This window comes from Myxococcus guangdongensis, from assembly GCF_024198255.1.
Classification (GTDB): domain Bacteria; phylum Myxococcota; class Myxococcia; order Myxococcales; family Myxococcaceae; genus Myxococcus; species Myxococcus guangdongensis.
Map to the genome: position 1 here is coordinate 281,349 of NZ_JAJVKW010000012.1, position 15,096 is coordinate 296,444.

Genomic DNA, 15,096 nt, shown 5'->3' on the forward strand with positions numbered 1-15,096 from the left:
TGGAGGCCTAGCTGGCCCCGCGACCCGTAATCACCACCGGCACCGTCTGCAGGAGCAGGCGCAGGTCGCTCGTCAGCGTCCAGTGGTCGATGTACTGCATGTCCAGGTACATCCACTCCTCGAAGGAAATCTGGTTGCGGCCGGAGACCTGCCAGATGCACGTCAGGCCCGGGCGCACCGACAGCCGGCGGCGCTGCCACGTCTCGTACTTGGCCACCTCCGTGGGCACCGGCGGCCGCGGACCGACGATGCTCATCTCCCCGCGCAGCACGTTGATGAACTGGGGCAGCTCGTCGATGGAGAACTTGCGGATGAAGCGGCCGATGCCGGTGATTCGCGGGTCGTTCTTCATCTTGAAGACCGGACCCGACTGCTCGTTGAGCGTGGCCAGCTTCTCCTTGAGCTCCTCCGCGTTCACCACCATGGAGCGGAACTTGAGCATGTAGAACGGCTTGCCGTTCTGCCCGACGCGGTACTGCTTGAAGAAGATGGGCCCCTTCGACGTGAGCTTCACCATCAGCGCCACGAAGCCCAACAGCGGCAGGAGCATCCACAGCGCCACCGCGGACACGCAGATGTCGAACAGGCGCTTCATCGCCATCTGGTGCGGCTTGGGGCTCACCGCCGCGAAGTGCAGGAAGCCGTCCGCCACGGCGCGGCTGTCGACGGGGCGCGCGCGGTCCAGGCGGAAGGTGTGCGCGGGCAGCGCGAAGGGCACGCCGAAGCGCTCGGCCAGCTTGATGGCGGCCTGCATCGCCTCGCCCTGCTTGAGCGTGTTGCCGGCGATGTAGACCTCGTCCACCGCCGTGTTGCGCAGGATGTGCTCCAGGTCATCCACCGTGCCGAGCACCTTGGAGGGCAGCTCGCCGATGGAGCCCGTGTCGTCGTGGAAGCGCACGTAGCCCAGAATCTGCCGACGGCCGCGGCGCGTCAGGTCCTCGCCGGAGTAGCGGCCCATGGCCCCCGTGCCGACGATGAGCACCGCGTCCATGGGGCGCTCCTGCGCCGCCACCGGACGGAAGACGAACAGGCGCAACAGCAGCGCCACCGGCCAGAACAGGATGAGCAGGGGCGCCAGGCCCGGGACCTTCAGCGCCTCCGGCAGGGCCAGGTTCGCCACCGCGAGCACCGTCACCACGGCGAGCGTCGTCACCGACACCAGCGCGACGTGGTCCAGCCGGCTGCGCTCGGCGAAGCGGGAGTCGTACAGACACAGGGCCGTGCCGGTGATGATCCACACCACCAGCGACGCGAGCACGACGGCGGGCAGGAACCACCCGGGCTCCGCGCTCAGCTGGCCGTCCAGCCACGCCGAGGCCGTCAGGACCACCGTCATCAGGAACAGGTCCACCGTCAGGTTCAGCTTCGCCGCGAAGCCGGGCGCCAGCTTCGGCCCCGGAACCTGCTCTTCCGCCGCGACGACCCCCACGTTGCCCTGAGCGGATGCCGACCCAGGAGCACCGACCGCCGCACCAGTACTTGCGCTGCTCATCGTGTCCACCCCCCTCTACCTGCTCGACCGAGCGTTCAGTCCAGATAGAGGCTGCCGTTGAGGCTGAAAATCTTCAAGTCGGAAAGAACTGCTTTTTGCCATGCTTGTGCGGCGCGTTGCAACCCCCCGCACGGTGAGTAAGACGTGACATGATGTGAAATCTTTGGATCATCCGACTCTCGTCGCATCTCACGGGGTCCCAGCGAACACCGGGATGAGTCCCTTCGCTTCCCCGCGGGCGAAGGAGTCAGCGCCGGACGTACTGCATCTACGGTGCCGGTCTGACGTGAAGGGATACGGGTGTGGTGGGGCGCTGGATGCATGCGCGCCGGGCGCCAGGATTTCATGGGTTTATGCGCCGGCCAGTCGTTCCGCGTGGGAGTGGACGTTGAAGCGTCCGTCCCGGACGAACGTGGCCAGCGTTACGCCAGAACGCAGGGCCAGGTCCACTGCCAGGGTGGTGGCCGCGGAAACCCCCGCGACGACTGGGATTCGGGCGCGGACGGCCTTCTGGATGATTTCGAAGCTGACGCGTCCGCTCACCGCGAGCAGCGCGGGCTGACGCGTCAAATCCTTGGGGTGTGCGAGGACGAGCGCGCCGACCACCTTGTCCACCGCGTTGTGGCGGCCCACGTCCTCGAAGCCGGCGAGCAGGCGCCCTTCCAGGTCGAGCGCGGCGGCGGCGTGGACACCTCCGGTGCGGGCGAAGTTGCGCTGCACGTCGCGCAGGCGCTCGGTGGCGCGGGCCACGGCGATGGGGGAGAGCACGGGCCCTGGCGGCAGGGGTGCGCAGCCGGTGAGCAGGTCCTCCACGCTGCGCCTTCCGCACACTCCACATGCTGAGGTTGTGAGAGTTCCGCGACGGGTGGCGCGCAGGGGTTCCGGGTCGAGGAAGACGCCTGGGGCGGGCGTGACTTCGAGCACGTTTCCCCAGCCTTCCTCTCCGGGGCGCCCGCAGTGGGCGAGGGTGCCCAGGTCATCCGCGCCCCGGATGAGGCCCTCGGCGAGGAGGAAGCCCACGGTGAGCTCTCGGTCGTGTCCGGGGGTGCGCATGGTGGTGACGAGTGACTCACCATTCACACGAATCTCGAGGGGCTCTTCGACGGCGAGCGAGTCGTCCTCGGTGGGCAGGAGGGTGGCGCCGTTCCAGCGGCGCACGGGCTTGGAGGCGACGCCGCGCGCGTCGGCGGGAGCGAGGGGCGCGGGGCGGGGCGGGCGCAGGTGTTCGAGGAGGGCGTCGGCGATGGCGCCGATGTCCTCGGGAGAGAGGACCTGGGGACCTGGAGGGCTCTGCGGGAGCGAGTCGGTGATGAGCGCGAAGACTTCGGGCCGTGACGGAGCCAGGGGTGGGCCGAGTCCCTCGCGCCATACCTCGACCTTGGGCAGCGGGCCATCCTTCCAGCCCTCGACGAGGGCGAGGTCCAGGCGTCCGACGAGGCGGGAGAGGAGCGTGGGCAGGCTGTCCGCGGGGGCCTGGTCGTGGGTGAGCTGGACGCCCTCGGGGGTGGCGAAGCCGGTGAGCACGGCGCCAGCTTGCTGGAAGCGCGCGGTGTCACTGCCGGGGCGGTGGAGCGGGTGGGCGTCCGAGGAGTGCTTCACGGCGGCGACGCGCAGGCCTCGCGAGATGAGCTCCGGGAGCAGGCGCGCGAGGAGCGTCGTCTTCCCGGCGCCGGACCAGCCGATGATGCTCACCGCGGGGACGCGGCTCATGGGTGGAGCCCCGGGCGCGTCGTGTCGTCGACGTGTGTGGAGCGGACGGGGCGCGCGACGTCGACGCGGTCTGCCTCGGCGCGGGAGCCGAGGACGATGCCCACCGAGTGGACGCGGCTCATGCGCGAGGCCCCTCGTTGGTGGCATCGACGGCGGTATGCGTGGGACGGTCGAACAACTCCACCTCGACCACGTCTCCCTCGGCGAAGTCGCCCTGACCTGGGGGGAGGATGGCCCAGCCGTCCGCCTGGACGTTCTGGAGGATCTGTCCGGCACCCTGCGGGCGCAGCACCGCTCGGGCGCCCGTGTCGTCGTGCTCGAGCAGGGCGGTGATGAGGTACGTGAGGCCCGCCTGCTTGTGGCGTGGCTCGGACAGGCGCGCGCGGACGCGGCGGCGCGTCTCGAGGACACCCTGGTGCTTGTGCAGCAGCGGCCGTGCGAGCTGGTCGAACGCGACACTCGCCGCGCCGGGATTGCCCGGGAGCACGACGACGGCGGTGGTGCCCAACCTCGCCACGGCCACGGGCTTGCCCGGCTTGAGCGCCACGCCGTCCACGAGGAAGCGCGCGCCCAGGCGCGTGAGCACCCGTTTGACGTGGTCCTTGTCTCCCACCGAGGCCCCGCCCGTGGTCACGAGCACATCGACCTGGGGCGCGAGCTGCTCGATGGACTCACGCAGCGCCTGCTCATCGTCACGGGCGCGGGAGAGGTGACGCACGTCCGCGCCGGCCTCGCGAGCGAGCGCGGCTATCAGAATCAAGTTGCTCTCGTACACCTGATGCGAGAGCGCGGGCTGGCCCGGACGGACGAGTTCGTCACCCGTGGCGAGCACCGCCACACGCGGCGCGGACCGCACGCGCACCTGGGTCTCTCCCTGTGACGCGAGCACGCCGAGCACCGACGCGCTCACGCGCTGACCCGCGCTGAACAGGAGCGTGCCCTCGAGCACCTCCTCCCCCGTGAGGCGGATGTCATTGCCTGGCGGGACGGTGATGAAGAGGTCCACGTGGTGACCGTCCTCCGACGCGCGCGCGGCTTCTTGTCGGATGACGGCATCCGCGCCCGAGGGAATGGGCGCGCCGGTGAAGACGCGGGCCGCCTCTCCGGGCTGCAGCGCACGCGAGGGCAGGGCGCCCGCGTAGACGGTGTCGACGACCCGGAGCCGCGCGGGGCGGTCCCGGTTGGCGCCCCGAGTCTCCTCGGCGCGCACGGCCCAGCCGTCCATCGCGGAGTTGTCGCAGCCGGGGAGCGAACGCACGGCTCGGACGTCCTCGGCGAGGAATCGGCCGTGGGCGTCGAGCAGGGGCATGGACGCGGGAGCCGTCGGTGAGAGGGCTTCGAGCGCGGCCTGCCGGGCGGTGTGGAGGGGCGTGAGCGGCATCGACGCGGCGCAGACTACGTCGAGGGAGCGGCGCATTGTCCATCGTCCCCCGTGACGGTTGCCCGCCTGCCGTACACGACGTGGGCCGGTGCGTCATCCGGAGAGCGTTGGCCAGGTGAGCGACCTCCAAGGAAATGGGAGCAGCGCCTGGGGAAGGGGCTGGGCGATGCCCCGAAGCGGAGCCAGGCGTGGAAGACCACGGCACTGGCGGGCGCGAAGATCATCGGACGGCGCGCCAGGCATGAAGACCCACCAGGCAGCTGACTCGAGAGACGAAGCCATGGTCTCCCGAGGATGCGCCCGGCGCGCTTGTCGAGAGCCCATGCGGACCACGATGGACGGACACCCCGCCGGGCGCGGGGCCCGCGCTCGGGTTGGGCATGAGGGTGCGTCATGCTCCGAGGGTGGATGTGCGGGACCTGTCCGCTACAGGCCTCCGGTGGACGTATGACATGCTCCGGCCGCGGACGCGCAGGGCCTGGCCCTCACGTTCCCCCAGTGCACGCGAGCCCCTCGTCATGGACCCCCACCACGGCACCGAGTTCCCGGACGTGACGCTCGCCATCATCGCGGGTGGCCAGGGCCGCCGCTTGTCGGGTGTGCCCAAGGGGCTCCTCGAGGTCGAGGGGCGCACCGTGCTCACACGGCAGCTCGCGCTGTCTCCCCACTTCGGGGACGTGCTCCTGGTGGCGAACGTGCCCGCACCCTACGCGGGATATGCCCTGCGCACGGTGGCGGACCAGGTCCCCGACAAGGGCGCTCCGGGCGGTGTGCACGCGGCGCTGACCGCGTCTGGCACGCGCTGGGTCGTCACCGTGGCGTGCGACATGCCTTTCGTGTCGATGGAGGCGCTGCGGGTGCTGCTCGACGCGCGCGGCGAGGACGTGGACGCGGTGTGCTTCGAGGTCGAGGGGCGGATGGAGCCGCTGCTCGCCGTGTATCGCGCCGAGCTGGCCCCCCACTGGCGGGCCCTGCTCCCGGAGGACCCGTCCCTGCGCCTGTTGCTCTCGCGCTTCCGCTCCCGGGTGCTGCCCGAGAGCGCCCTGCGCGCGGTGGACCCCACGCTGCGCTCCCTGGTCAACGTCAACACCCCCGAGGACCTCTCGCGGCACGGTGTCTCGCTGCCGCCACGGTGAGCCACTCGAGGTCCGTGCTCCCCTCACCTTGGAGTCGGAACGGACTGGAGCAACGTGGGCAGCTCCGCCAGGTCGAGCACGAGGCTGGGGCGAATCTGTCCGAGCGCGTCGGACATGTCCTCGCCCTGACCCTGCACGCCCAGGCCCACCGTGAAGCTGTCGCCCAGGCGCACCCGCGTGCTCGCCACCACACTGGCCCGCCGCGACTGCGTGCCGCCCAGCTTCAGCAGGGACTGGGTCGCCTCCAGCTTGAGCTGGAAGCGCGGCGACGCGACGCCGAACGACAGGCCGATGTCCACCCACTTCTCCATCGACAGCTCCGGACGCGCGCGCTCCTGCAGCACGCGGACCTGCAGGGCCACCTCCAGGTTCGCGTCCGCGTTGCTCAACAACTCCAACGTGGCCGCGCCGAAGCCGCGCTGGATGGCGACGCCATCTCCCTCCCGCGACTCGAGCCCCGGCGTCACCCAGCGTCCTCCCGCCGAGAGGAACAGGGCACTGGACGACGAGCGGCTCTCCTTCGTGCACGCGGGGAGCCCCTGACGGATTCTCGCGATGCCCGACTGCCGCGTCGCCTCCATCGCGACCCGGTACTCGGCGTTCGCCTTCTTGAAGTCGTCCTCGCTGTCGTAGTCCCCGGGCAGGGGCTTGTCGGGGAACTCGTACAGGCTCGGGTCCGCGAGCACGTTGGCGATGCACTGGCTGTAGCGCGCGCCGTAGATGCTGCGCTCGCCGAGCACGTCCATCGACACGCCCGCCATCACCGTGGCGAAGCGGCCCTTCTGCGGCGTCGCGTCCGGGAAGGGCGTGTCCTGTCCGATGCCCAGGGTGATGGCCGTGTCCTGCAGCAGCCGGGTGACGAGCGATGCATCGCGAGAGGCGACGGCCTCCGAGTAGAGCCGCTCGAAGCCCTCGGTGAGCAGGTAGGGATTGAACTGCAGCGCGAACGAGGCCTGGGTCCCATCGAGCACCGCGCCCACGCCGCGCAGGCTCGCCACCAGGGCCGTGGGATTCGCCGGGTGCACCAGCTCTCCCGCCGTGGCGACATCCAACCCCGCGGCCGCCTCCGAGCCGCCACGCAGGATGCTCGGGAAGTCCAGCTCCACCGTGTTCGGCTTGGGCGGCGCGGCCTGGGCGCTCGCGACATCCGCGCAGAGCACCATGAGCAGCGCGAGCGCCGCCCTCATTCCACCACCGTCCAGGTCAGCGTGATGAAGTCCGCCACCGAGCCCTTCTCCAGGGAGAAGTCATCCCAGAGGGCCTCCTTCGTGCCCTTCTCGAAGACGAGCGAGGCGCGCTGGAGGAACCGCGCCCCCACGCCCGCGGGGTCGGCCACGGTGAACACCACGCGCACGAAGCCCTGCGCCGCGCTGGGCAGGAAGTCATCCGGCAGGGGCAGCGTGGTCTCTCCCGCGAACGTGGCCGAGTGCAGTTGCCGCCGCTCCTGGCCCTGCATCTTCCCGCTCACCACCATCCGCATGGCCACGGTGTTGAGCGTGCCGGAGGGACGCTCCAGCACCAGCTTCGCCCCCTTCCGGTCCGCGCGAGGCACCGGGATGGTGGACTCCAGCTTGTCGCTTCCCGACATGATGTTCCCCCCTCGTGAGTCTGGGCGGACGCCGACGTCCTGCCCACCGTCCATTCTAGCGCCCGGCATGACACGGCTTGAAGGCAGCCGGGTGCGCGCGAGGCACACCTGGCGGCCGAGCGTGCCACCGGGTGCGTCACACTGACGCATGGACGGACAGGCCCGGGGGTGGGAGAGAGGACGAGGAGACCCTCATGCTGAAGACCCCCCTTGGACGATTCCGCGCCGTGGCCCTGCTGGAGGGCCTGTCCTTCATCGCGCTGCTGTTCATCGCGATGCCCCTGAAGTACGCGGCGGGGATGCCCCTGGCGGTGCGCTTCGCGGGCATGGCCCACGGGCTGTTGTTCGTGCTGTACCTCTTCGCGCTGATGGAGGTGGCCATCGCCCTGCGCTGGTCCTTCTCGCGCGGGGTGTTCGCGTTCGGCGCGTCGCTGGTGCCGTTCGGCAACTTCCTGCTCGACGCGAAGCTCCGGAAAGAGGAAGCATCCAGTCCCCCCCGCGCCGCCGGCCCCCTTGGTTCCTGAACCAAGAGCGCTGAATGGCCCAGAAGAAGACGACGAAGCCGTCCTCCCCCGCGAAGCCCGCGGGGGCCAAGAAGTCCCCCAAGCCGAAGCGCGCCCCCGCGCCGTACGGGGATGATGCCCGGGCGTTGGAGTCCGCCTCGGCGAAGGGCGACGTGGCCGCGGTGAAGGCCCTGCTCGCGCGGGGCGTGCCGGTCCACAGCGCGGAGCCCACGACGGGGCAGACCTCGTTGCACGTCGCGGCCAGGGAAGGGCGCCTGACGGTCGTCGACCTGCTGCTCGAGGCGGGCGCGGACGCGGCGGCGCAGATGCGCAGGTCCAAGGTGACGCCCCTGTACCAGGCGGTCCTCCACGAGCACGTCGCCGTGGTGAAGCGCCTGCTCGAGGAGGACGTCCCGCTCGACGGAATCCAGGGCACCAAGAGCATGTCGCCCCTGCAATGCGCCGCGCGCACGGGCAACGTGAAGCTGGTGAACCTGCTGCTCGACGCGGGCGCGCCCCTCGAACAGAAGGACAAGTTCGAGCTCACCCCGCTGGCCCATGGCTTCTTCGACGACGACAACCCGGTGGTGAAGGTGCTGCTCGAGCGCGGCGCCCGACTCGACGCCCTCCCCGCGCACATCACCGAGCAGCTCGCCACCTGGGAGCAGTACGCCTCCGTGCGCCCGCTACTGTACGAGTATGGTTTCCCCCGGCCGACCGCCAAGGCCGGTGGGAAGAAGGCGTAGCGGCCCCGCCGAGGGCCTCCACCCGACCTCGTGCGTCAGCCCGTGCTTCACGCGGAGCGCGCGTCATTCGGTGGAAGCCCTCCAAGGAGTTCGCGCGCGAGAGCAAGCTGTGCGAGCATTCCGCGCGGATTTTTTCACGGTGGAGGTTGGCTCTCATGGAACGCGGCATCTGGAACACGCCCGAGGACGTCCAGCGCGAGCTGGATGCGCGGCTCGCGCTCGTGCAGCCCACCGAGCACATCCGTGGGATGCACTTCGCCGCCGTGCTCGACACCGTGCGCTTCCTGGGCGGTGAGCAGGCGGTGAAGCGCATCGTCGACGCGGGTGACATGCCCGCGGACCTGGACCCCACCGAGCTGTACCCGGTGCCGCCCTTCATGCGGCTGTTCTTCGCCGCGGCCCACCTGCTCGCGCCCCAGCTGGGCGGCTTCGAGGAGGCCATGCGCCAGATTGGCGTCCAGGGCACGCTCGCCTTCGTGCACTCCATGTTCGGCTCGGAGGTCCGCCAGCAGGTGGGCGGCGACCCGAAGCAGCTCGTCAACATGCTGCCGGAGGCCTACCGCATGGCCATCGACTTCGGTGAGCTGGTGGTGGAGTGGACGAGCGCCCGCGCGGGCCGCATCCACATGCGCCGCATCTTCACTCCCGTCGCCTACAACGAGGGCATGCTCGAGGGCGCGCTCCAGGCCGTCGGCGCCCAGGACATCCAGGTGCGGGGCCGCCAGACGTCGCTGCTCGACAGCGAGTACTCCCTCTCCTGGGACGACTGACTCACGGCGCGTCCAAGACGAAGGCGCCGTAGCCCACCACGCCTTCGTGCGCGCCAAACGCATCCCCGGAGCTGCGCAGCGCCACCAGCCGGGGCCGCAGCTCCCGTCGCTTCGCCACCCGCAACAGCCCGTTGATGGCCTCCGAGCCACACGCGCTCCCCGCGTCCAGCGGCTCCTCCAAGGACAGCACCCGCGCCGCCGTCACCTGGTCCGCGCGCGCGGCCTGCTCGTAGGACAGGTGGTGGGACAGGTCCGAGGTGATGACGGGCAGCACGTCCTCGTCCCACAGCGCCTCCAGCACCTGGGCCACCGCGTCCGACGCGCCCCGGCCCACCACCAGGGGCAGCACCGTGAAGTGCTCCAGCATTCGCTGCAGGAAGGGCAGCTGCACCTCCAGCCCATGCTCCGCCTCGTGCGCCCCCGTCGACGCCGTCACCTGGGGCAGTCGCCGGGCCCGCTCGCGCAGCCCCTCGTCGAGCCGCACGTCTCCCAGGGGCGTGCACAGCAAATCCACCTCCGGATACGCCACGCCCCGCAGGGGCACGAAGTGGCTGGGGCCCAAGAGCAGCACCCGCGTGCGCGCCGCGCGTCGCGCCCACAGCGTGGCGTAGGCCGCCGCCGCCACCCCGCCGGAATAGACATACGCGGCATGGGGGACGATGAGCGCCGCGGGCGGCGTGTCCCCCGGCACACGCGCCTGCTCCAGCCACGTGTCCAACTGGGTGGACAGCGTGGAGGGCTGGGCCGGATAGAAGGAACCCGCGACCGCGGGCGTGCGCACTCGAGGCATGGTCCCCTCCCGACGCGAACGGGGCACCTGCTGGAATCCTAAAGAAGCACGGCAACGCCAGTCATGCCAATCATTGCAAGACTGTTCGCTTGTGGGATGAGCGGGTCCCACCTCCGCGCGTCCGCCATCGCCTCGGGCCTGACAAGGGATTGATTTCGCCGGGGCGCGCGGGTGGCTCGGTGATTGCTATCCAACGCTTCGTGCCGTGCACTCCTCCCGGGCGGTCAGGGCCGCCTGGTGCGCGGGACTTCGCGAATGGGAAGGCCGGCCGGGACCCATGACTCCTCCACCCGGTCGCGCCTTCTCGTCCGCGGGCTCGTCGCGTGACACGCGTGCGCTGACGCCGTGTCTCAGCGATGTCTCACGCCGGGCCCCGCTGCCGTGTGCCCACCTTGGGAGACACCGGCCAAAGCCCCGTTCTCCGGGCTCCCCGGCCACTTGTCGTACGGTGCGACGCGAATTCTCAAGGAGTGGTGATGTGATAGCCGACACATGAAGAACGAAAAAAGGATGCACGCTTTCGTGCATTGACTAGAAGGGGCCGCCGAGCGCCCGGGAATGACCGCGGGCTAGCGCAACGGAGGGACGCTTCATGAAGGCAAATCAGTGGCAGGCGATGGCCGTGGCGGCAGGGTTGATGGTGGCGTCGACGGCGAGCGCGCAGGAGACGGGTGGCGGTTCGGGGAGCTTCGGCAGCGCCGGGCAGATTGTCGTCAGCTCGGATGCGTACGGGAACCTGGGCTACACGACGGAGGGTGCGGGGTACGGCTACTTCCACCTCGCGCCGAGCGCCGATTACTTCCTCAAGGGGAACCTCTCCGTCGGCGCCAACGTGCAGCTGCGCGTGCTCTTCGGTGAGGGAGACACGCTGGCCGCCTTCGGTATCGGCGGGCGCGTGGGCTACAACATCCCGCTGGCGGAGAAGATCTCCGTGTGGCCGAAGGCCGGCGTCACGCTGTTCGTCGGTGACGACATCATCGCCGCGCAGGACGGGACGGGCGCTGCGTCCACCGTCATCCTGGATGGCTACGCGCCGTTCCTGTTCCACGTCACCAACCACTTCTTCGTCGGCGGGGGCCCCCGTCTGGCCATCGGCCTGGGCGACGACGTGGACGTGACGTTCGGCGTGTCCACGACCATCGGCGGCTACTTCTAGGCCGTAGGTCATCGGTAGGACCCACGAGCCCCGCGCACGGTTGGACGTCTCCACCGCGCGTCGGGGCTCGTGTCGTTCAAGGGGACGCCACCTCCACCCAGCCGCCCGCGGCCGACGCGCCCGGCTCGTGCACCAGGCGCAGCCCCAGCTGCAGTGAGCGCGAGCCCGTCGCCGGCGCATGGAGCAGCAGCACCGAGGCCGTCTCCTCCAGCACCCGTCGAGACACCGGGCGCGTCGCGTCGTCCCGGCCACCCCGCAGCTCGCGCCAGTCCTTCAGCCCCCAGCCCACCACGCGCCCGTCCCGCACCCGCACCGTCACATCCGCCCACGCGCTGCCACCCACCGGGACGCGCACCGGCGCGAGCAGCTTCTTCAGGCCCTCCACCACGGCGCCGGGCTCGGGCGTGCCGGCCTCGCGTCGACCCGGGGCGCTCCTCGCTCCTGGCGGACGCTCACCGGGGAGCATGAGGGGCGGCTCCACCCGCCACGAAGAGGCCCCGCGCTCGAGCGTCAGCACCACCTCCCCCGGCGGCTGTCGCGTGGTGGACAGAAGTCTCATGGCCACCTGCCGTTGCAGCTCCGCGGCGTCCACGGCGCGGCCCGCGCGTCCGCCGCGCTCCTGGGACTGGTAGCCCACCAGCGTCAGCGCGCCCTGCTCGGACCAGAAGGTGAGCTCCAGCTTGGAGCCGACCTCGCGCACGGTGCCAGCCAGCGCCGCCACGCGCGCGGCGACCTGCCGCGCCTCATGAAGTCGGGCCGCGTCGTGTTCGACGTGCACGTCGGGTCGCCCCGAGCCTCCCGTGCCGCCTCCCGCGCACGCGAGCCCGAGCGCGAGGAGGAGCGCGGCGCCCGCGCGTGTGCAACTCCGGAGTCGGAGATGGATGGCCATGTGCTTCCCCCTGCCGGGCGCGATGCACCCGGGTGTCCTGGCACGGCGTCGTGGCGGCGGGACGACAGGAATTCCCGTGGGAGGAGGACGCACGCGGTGCGTGAATCCTGAGCGCTCGCGACTCGCGGACGGGACGTCTGTTCAATCGGACACGCGCGGGCCGGTGTCCGCTTCAACCTCGCGCGAGGCTCTTCAGTACGAAGGCTAGGTTCGCGGGGCGCTCGGCCATGCGGCGCATGAGATAGGGATACCAGTGGCGACCGTATGGGACATACACGCGCACCGGATGTCCCTGGTCCGCCAGCTGGCGTTGCAGGTCCTGGCGGATGCCATGGAGCATCTGGAATTCGAACGCATCGCGAGGCAACCCGCGCCGCGCGGCGTGCTCCAGCGTCGCGTCAATCATCCGCTCATCGTGCGTGGCGATGCCGTGATACACGCCGCTGTCGAGCAGCACCTTCATGCACCGCACGAAGCTCGCGTCCACGTCCGCCTTGTCTGGATAGGCGATGGCCTCGCTCTCCAGATAGGCGCCCTTGCACAGACGGATGCGCACCCGCTCGGCGCACAGCGCGCGGGCGTCCGCCTCCGTACGCCTCAAGCAGCTCTGCAGCACCGCGCCCACGTGCGGCTCACCGAACTCGGCGTGGAGCTTGCGCACGATGTCCAAGGTGACCTGCGTCACCGCGCCGTGCTCCATGTCGATGCGCACGAAGCAGCCGCGTGACGCCGCGTCCGCCACCACCTGTCGCGCGTTCTCCAGCGCCAGCGCCTCATCCAGCAGCAGCCCGCACTGCGTCAGCTTCAGCGACACGTTGGCCCGCACCCCCGTCTGGTCGATGCGCGCGAGCAGCCGGCGGTACTCGCGCACCTCCTCGCGCGTCTCCGCCGCGTCCTTCACCGCCTCGTTGAGGTGGTCGAAGGAGGCCCGCAGCCCCTTCGCGGTGAGCGCCTTCACCGCGTCCATCGCCTCGTCGAGCGTCTCGCCCGCGACGAAGCGCCGCGACAGCTTCTTCAGCGGGGGCAGCCGCGTGGCCCAGTCCTTCAGGCCCGTCTGCCGCGACAGGAACATCAGCGCTCCGCGAGACCACTGTTCGGCGATGGCGCTCATCCACGCAGCTCCCGGGGGGCGACCCCATACTCCTCGAGGAAGGCCCCCACGAGGGCGTTGAACGCCTCCGGGTGGCTCATGTACGGCAGATGGCTCGCGTCGCGCAGCAGCTCCAGCCGCGCTCCGGGGATGTGCTGGGCCACGTCCACCGCGGCCTCGGGCGGCACCAGCAAGTCCCTGCCGCCCTGGATGACGAGCGTGGGCACGCGCAGCTCGTGCAGCCGGGGATGGAAGTCCGCGGCCAGCACGTCCCGCAGTCGACGCAAGAGCTCCAGGGGCGTCAGCCTCCGCGCCTCGCGCACGATTTCCGCGCGCCCCTCCGGCGGCAGTCGCGCGCCACCCAGCACCCGCGCCACCATGGGCGCCACCAGGTAGGCGAGGGGACGCGGCGCGCGGACCAGCGTCGACAGTGACACCGCCAGCCGCCTCACCCGTCGCACGCTGGCCACGGGGGAGATGAGCACGAGCGCCCGCACCCGCTCCGGATGCGCCAGCGCGAAGGCGATGGAGAGCAGGCTCCCATAGGACGAACCCACCAACGCGAAGCGCTCTGGCAGCCGCGCCTCGACGTGGTCCAGCACGGCCAGGTTCCACGCGAGCGGCGTGTGCGTGGCCGGTGTGTGCAGGGGCGGCGTCCACAACAGCAGACGGAACAGGCGCGACAGCGGCTCCATCGGCGCGAAGGAGCGGCCACTGGCGCCCAGGCCCGGCAGACACACCACGGTGCGCGACGCGTCCGTGTCGCCGTCGGGAAAGGTGAACAACCGCACCGGCGTGCCCTTCACCGGGCGCTCCTCGCACACCAGGCGCTCGTAGCCGGAGGGGATGTCCTCCACATCGGGGACGAGGGGGGCTGCGCGACGACGCTCCAGCGAGGAGGAGGGCTCAAGCATGGCGGGCCTTCACCATCAACCGGTGCACGCTCGTGGCCACCCGGTCGCGAAACGCACGCAGGCGGGACTCGGACGCTCCGGCCGGCGGCGGCATGTGCGGGCTTCCCAACGCGAAGGTGAGCCGCACCGGGAAGGGCAGCGGTCCCAACCCCACGAGCAGGGGCACGCGGTACTTCTCCTCGTCGGTGAGGCGCACGCCCAGCCTCGCCTCTCCCGGAGGGAACAGGAACGTGTCATCCACCCCGAAGCCCGCGAAGGGCACCACCGGCACCCCCGCGTGCGCCGCCACCTGCGCGAAGCCCAGGGCCCGCTCCCACCGGAGCTGGTAGCGGCCTCGGGGACGCTTGAAGACCTCGCGCGCGCCGCCGGGGTAGCACACCACCAGCGCCCCTCCCTTCAGCGCCGCCAGCGCGTTGTCCTTCGTCCCCTCCACCCCGCCCAGCCACGGCAACACCGTGCGGAGGACGGGGACGCGGAAGAAGCCGCGCTCGGCCAGCCCCAGCGCCCAGCGTCCCGTCGCCCGGTGCAGCAGGTGGAAGAAGGCCGGTGTCTCGTAACCCCAGACGCCATGGTTGCCCACCAGCAACACGGGGCCCTGGGCGGGGATGTGCTCGGCCCCCACCAGTCGGGCGCGATGGTAGCGCGCGGACAGCGCCGCACCCCGCTCGGCGAGGTGGAACACGGCCCTGCGCACGGTGGCGAGCGAGGCTTCCACGGAGGAGACATCATGGAGACGCCCGAGCGCCACGTCAGCCGGACCGGCCGGGCAACCGGGCCCCTGGACTCCATGTCCGTAGGTCCCAAACCCACGCACCGTCCTTGGGGGGGATGACCCGGGCCCACCCCCCAGGTTGCTTTGAGTAGGCAACGCTTGGCGTCGACCCCCATGGGCTTTCAGCCCCGGGATACGGCACGATTCCAGGGGGGTGTT

Annotated in this window: 15 protein-coding genes and 1 pseudogene; 5 read left to right on the plus strand and 11 right to left on the minus strand. The window is 70.8% G+C overall.

Features of this window, described 5'->3' with window-relative positions; genetic code table 11:
• Positions 1-7 precede the first annotated feature (7 nt).
• The 4 genes and pseudogenes from epsZ to LXT21_RS32525 form a co-directional block, all read right to left on the minus strand.
• Positions 8-1,501, minus strand: coding sequence for an exopolysaccharide biosynthesis polyisoprenyl-phosphate hexose-1-phosphate transferase EpsZ (epsZ, locus tag LXT21_RS32515; protein ID WP_254042097.1), 1,494 nt, complete (start codon positions 1,499-1,501; stop codon positions 8-10).
• Positions 1,502-1,843: 342 nt separating this feature from the next.
• Positions 1,844-2,713: a formate dehydrogenase accessory sulfurtransferase FdhD gene (locus tag LXT21_RS45515; protein ID WP_323395252.1), complete on the minus strand. Its 870-nt coding sequence runs from the start codon at positions 2,711-2,713 to the stop codon at positions 1,844-1,846.
• 27 nt (positions 2,714-2,740) lie between these two features.
• A pseudogene (mobB, locus tag LXT21_RS45520) lies at positions 2,741-3,349 on the minus strand (molybdopterin-guanine dinucleotide biosynthesis protein B); the annotation flags it as partial.
• Positions 3,321-4,583 (minus strand): molybdopterin molybdotransferase MoeA, encoded by a 1,263-nt coding sequence (locus LXT21_RS32525; protein WP_254042179.1) that lies wholly within the window; start codon positions 4,581-4,583, stop codon positions 3,321-3,323. The pseudogene mobB and the gene LXT21_RS32525, both read right to left, overlap by 29 nt.
• A gap of 518 nt (positions 4,584-5,101) precedes the next feature.
• Between LXT21_RS32525 and mobA the strand changes: the two genes are divergently transcribed.
• Positions 5,102-5,719: a molybdenum cofactor guanylyltransferase gene (gene mobA / locus LXT21_RS32530; protein ID WP_254042099.1), complete on the plus strand. Its 618-nt coding sequence runs from the start codon at positions 5,102-5,104 to the stop codon at positions 5,717-5,719.
• Positions 5,720-5,742: 23 nt separating this feature from the next.
• On the opposite strand, the gene LXT21_RS32535 is transcribed toward mobA, so the two are convergent.
• Together LXT21_RS32535 and LXT21_RS32540 are read right to left on the minus strand one after the other, a co-directional pair.
• Complete coding sequence (locus tag LXT21_RS32535; protein WP_254042100.1) at positions 5,743-6,906, minus strand: hypothetical protein; 1,164 nt, start codon at positions 6,904-6,906, stop codon at positions 5,743-5,745.
• Positions 6,903-7,307, minus strand: coding sequence for a hypothetical protein (locus tag LXT21_RS32540; RefSeq protein ID WP_254042101.1), 405 nt, complete (start codon positions 7,305-7,307; stop codon positions 6,903-6,905). The genes LXT21_RS32535 and LXT21_RS32540 overlap by 4 nt, the downstream gene beginning before the upstream one ends.
• Before the next feature lie 194 nt (positions 7,308-7,501).
• On the opposite strand from LXT21_RS32540, the gene LXT21_RS32545 reads away from it, so the two are divergent.
• From LXT21_RS32545 to LXT21_RS32555, 3 genes are all read left to right on the plus strand, one after another.
• Positions 7,502-7,831 carry a DUF3817 domain-containing protein gene (locus LXT21_RS32545; protein WP_254042102.1) on the plus strand — a complete coding sequence of 110 codons (330 nt, stop codon included), beginning with the start codon at positions 7,502-7,504 and terminating at the stop codon, positions 7,829-7,831.
• 14 nt (positions 7,832-7,845) lie between these two features.
• The gene (locus tag LXT21_RS32550) at positions 7,846-8,556 is read left to right on the plus strand and encodes an ankyrin repeat domain-containing protein (RefSeq protein ID WP_254042103.1); all 711 of its coding nucleotides are present in this window, start codon (positions 7,846-7,848) and stop codon (positions 8,554-8,556) included.
• Between the two features lie 155 nt (positions 8,557-8,711).
• Positions 8,712-9,326, plus strand: a complete 615-nt coding sequence (locus LXT21_RS32555) for a TIGR02265 family protein (protein ID WP_254042104.1) — start codon at positions 8,712-8,714, stop codon at positions 9,324-9,326.
• 1 nt (position 9,327) lies between these two features.
• Here LXT21_RS32555 and amrB read toward each other — a convergent pair whose 3' ends face one another.
• Positions 9,328-10,116: an AmmeMemoRadiSam system protein B gene (amrB, locus tag LXT21_RS32560; RefSeq protein WP_254042105.1), complete on the minus strand. Its 789-nt coding sequence runs from the start codon at positions 10,114-10,116 to the stop codon at positions 9,328-9,330.
• A 592-nt stretch (positions 10,117-10,708) separates the two neighbouring features.
• On the opposite strand from amrB, the gene LXT21_RS32565 reads away from it, so the two are divergent.
• Positions 10,709-11,272 carry a hypothetical protein gene (locus LXT21_RS32565; protein ID WP_254042106.1) on the plus strand — a complete coding sequence of 188 codons (564 nt, stop codon included), beginning with the start codon at positions 10,709-10,711 and terminating at the stop codon, positions 11,270-11,272.
• Between the two features lie 76 nt (positions 11,273-11,348).
• Here LXT21_RS32565 and LXT21_RS32570 read toward each other — a convergent pair whose 3' ends face one another.
• From LXT21_RS32570 to LXT21_RS32585, 4 genes are all read right to left on the minus strand, one after another.
• Positions 11,349-12,161, minus strand: coding sequence for a hypothetical protein (locus LXT21_RS32570; RefSeq protein WP_254042107.1), 813 nt, complete (start codon positions 12,159-12,161; stop codon positions 11,349-11,351).
• 172 nt (positions 12,162-12,333) lie between these two features.
• Positions 12,334-13,272 (minus strand): proline dehydrogenase family protein, encoded by a 939-nt coding sequence (locus LXT21_RS32575; protein WP_254042108.1) that lies wholly within the window; start codon positions 13,270-13,272, stop codon positions 12,334-12,336.
• Positions 13,269-14,165 carry an alpha/beta fold hydrolase gene (locus LXT21_RS32580; RefSeq protein ID WP_254042109.1) on the minus strand — a complete coding sequence of 299 codons (897 nt, stop codon included), beginning with the start codon at positions 14,163-14,165 and terminating at the stop codon, positions 13,269-13,271. The genes LXT21_RS32575 and LXT21_RS32580 overlap by 4 nt, the downstream gene beginning before the upstream one ends.
• Positions 14,158-14,880: a lysophospholipid acyltransferase family protein gene (locus LXT21_RS32585; protein ID WP_254042110.1), complete on the minus strand. Its 723-nt coding sequence runs from the start codon at positions 14,878-14,880 to the stop codon at positions 14,158-14,160. Before LXT21_RS32585 ends, LXT21_RS32580 begins: the two co-directional genes overlap by 8 nt.
• Between the last annotated feature and the right edge of the window lie 216 nt (positions 14,881-15,096).

Coding starts and splice junctions, on each gene's coding strand:
- LXT21_RS32550 (WP_254042103.1), top strand. CDS start 7,846: ATGGCCCAGAAGAAGACGACGAAGCCGTCCTCCCCCGCGAAGCCCGCG.
- mobA (WP_254042099.1), top strand. CDS start 5,102: ATGGACCCCCACCACGGCACCGAGTTCCCGGACGTGACGCTCGCCATC.
- LXT21_RS32555 (WP_254042104.1), top strand. CDS start 8,712: ATGGAACGCGGCATCTGGAACACGCCCGAGGACGTCCAGCGCGAGCTG.
- LXT21_RS32525 (WP_254042179.1), bottom strand. CDS start 4,583: ATGCCGCTCACGCCCCTCCACACCGCCCGGCAGGCCGCGCTCGAAGCC.
- LXT21_RS32580 (WP_254042109.1), bottom strand. CDS start 14,165: ATGCTTGAGCCCTCCTCCTCGCTGGAGCGTCGTCGCGCAGCCCCCCTC.
- LXT21_RS32565 (WP_254042106.1), top strand. CDS start 10,709: ATGAAGGCAAATCAGTGGCAGGCGATGGCCGTGGCGGCAGGGTTGATG.
- LXT21_RS32540 (WP_254042101.1), bottom strand. CDS start 7,307: ATGTCGGGAAGCGACAAGCTGGAGTCCACCATCCCGGTGCCTCGCGCG.
- LXT21_RS32535 (WP_254042100.1), bottom strand. CDS start 6,906: ATGAGGGCGGCGCTCGCGCTGCTCATGGTGCTCTGCGCGGATGTCGCG.
- LXT21_RS32575 (WP_254042108.1), bottom strand. CDS start 13,272: ATGAGCGCCATCGCCGAACAGTGGTCTCGCGGAGCGCTGATGTTCCTG.
- LXT21_RS32545 (WP_254042102.1), top strand. CDS start 7,502: ATGCTGAAGACCCCCCTTGGACGATTCCGCGCCGTGGCCCTGCTGGAG.
- LXT21_RS32570 (WP_254042107.1), bottom strand. CDS start 12,161: ATGGCCATCCATCTCCGACTCCGGAGTTGCACACGCGCGGGCGCCGCG.
- amrB (WP_254042105.1), bottom strand. CDS start 10,116: ATGCCTCGAGTGCGCACGCCCGCGGTCGCGGGTTCCTTCTATCCGGCC.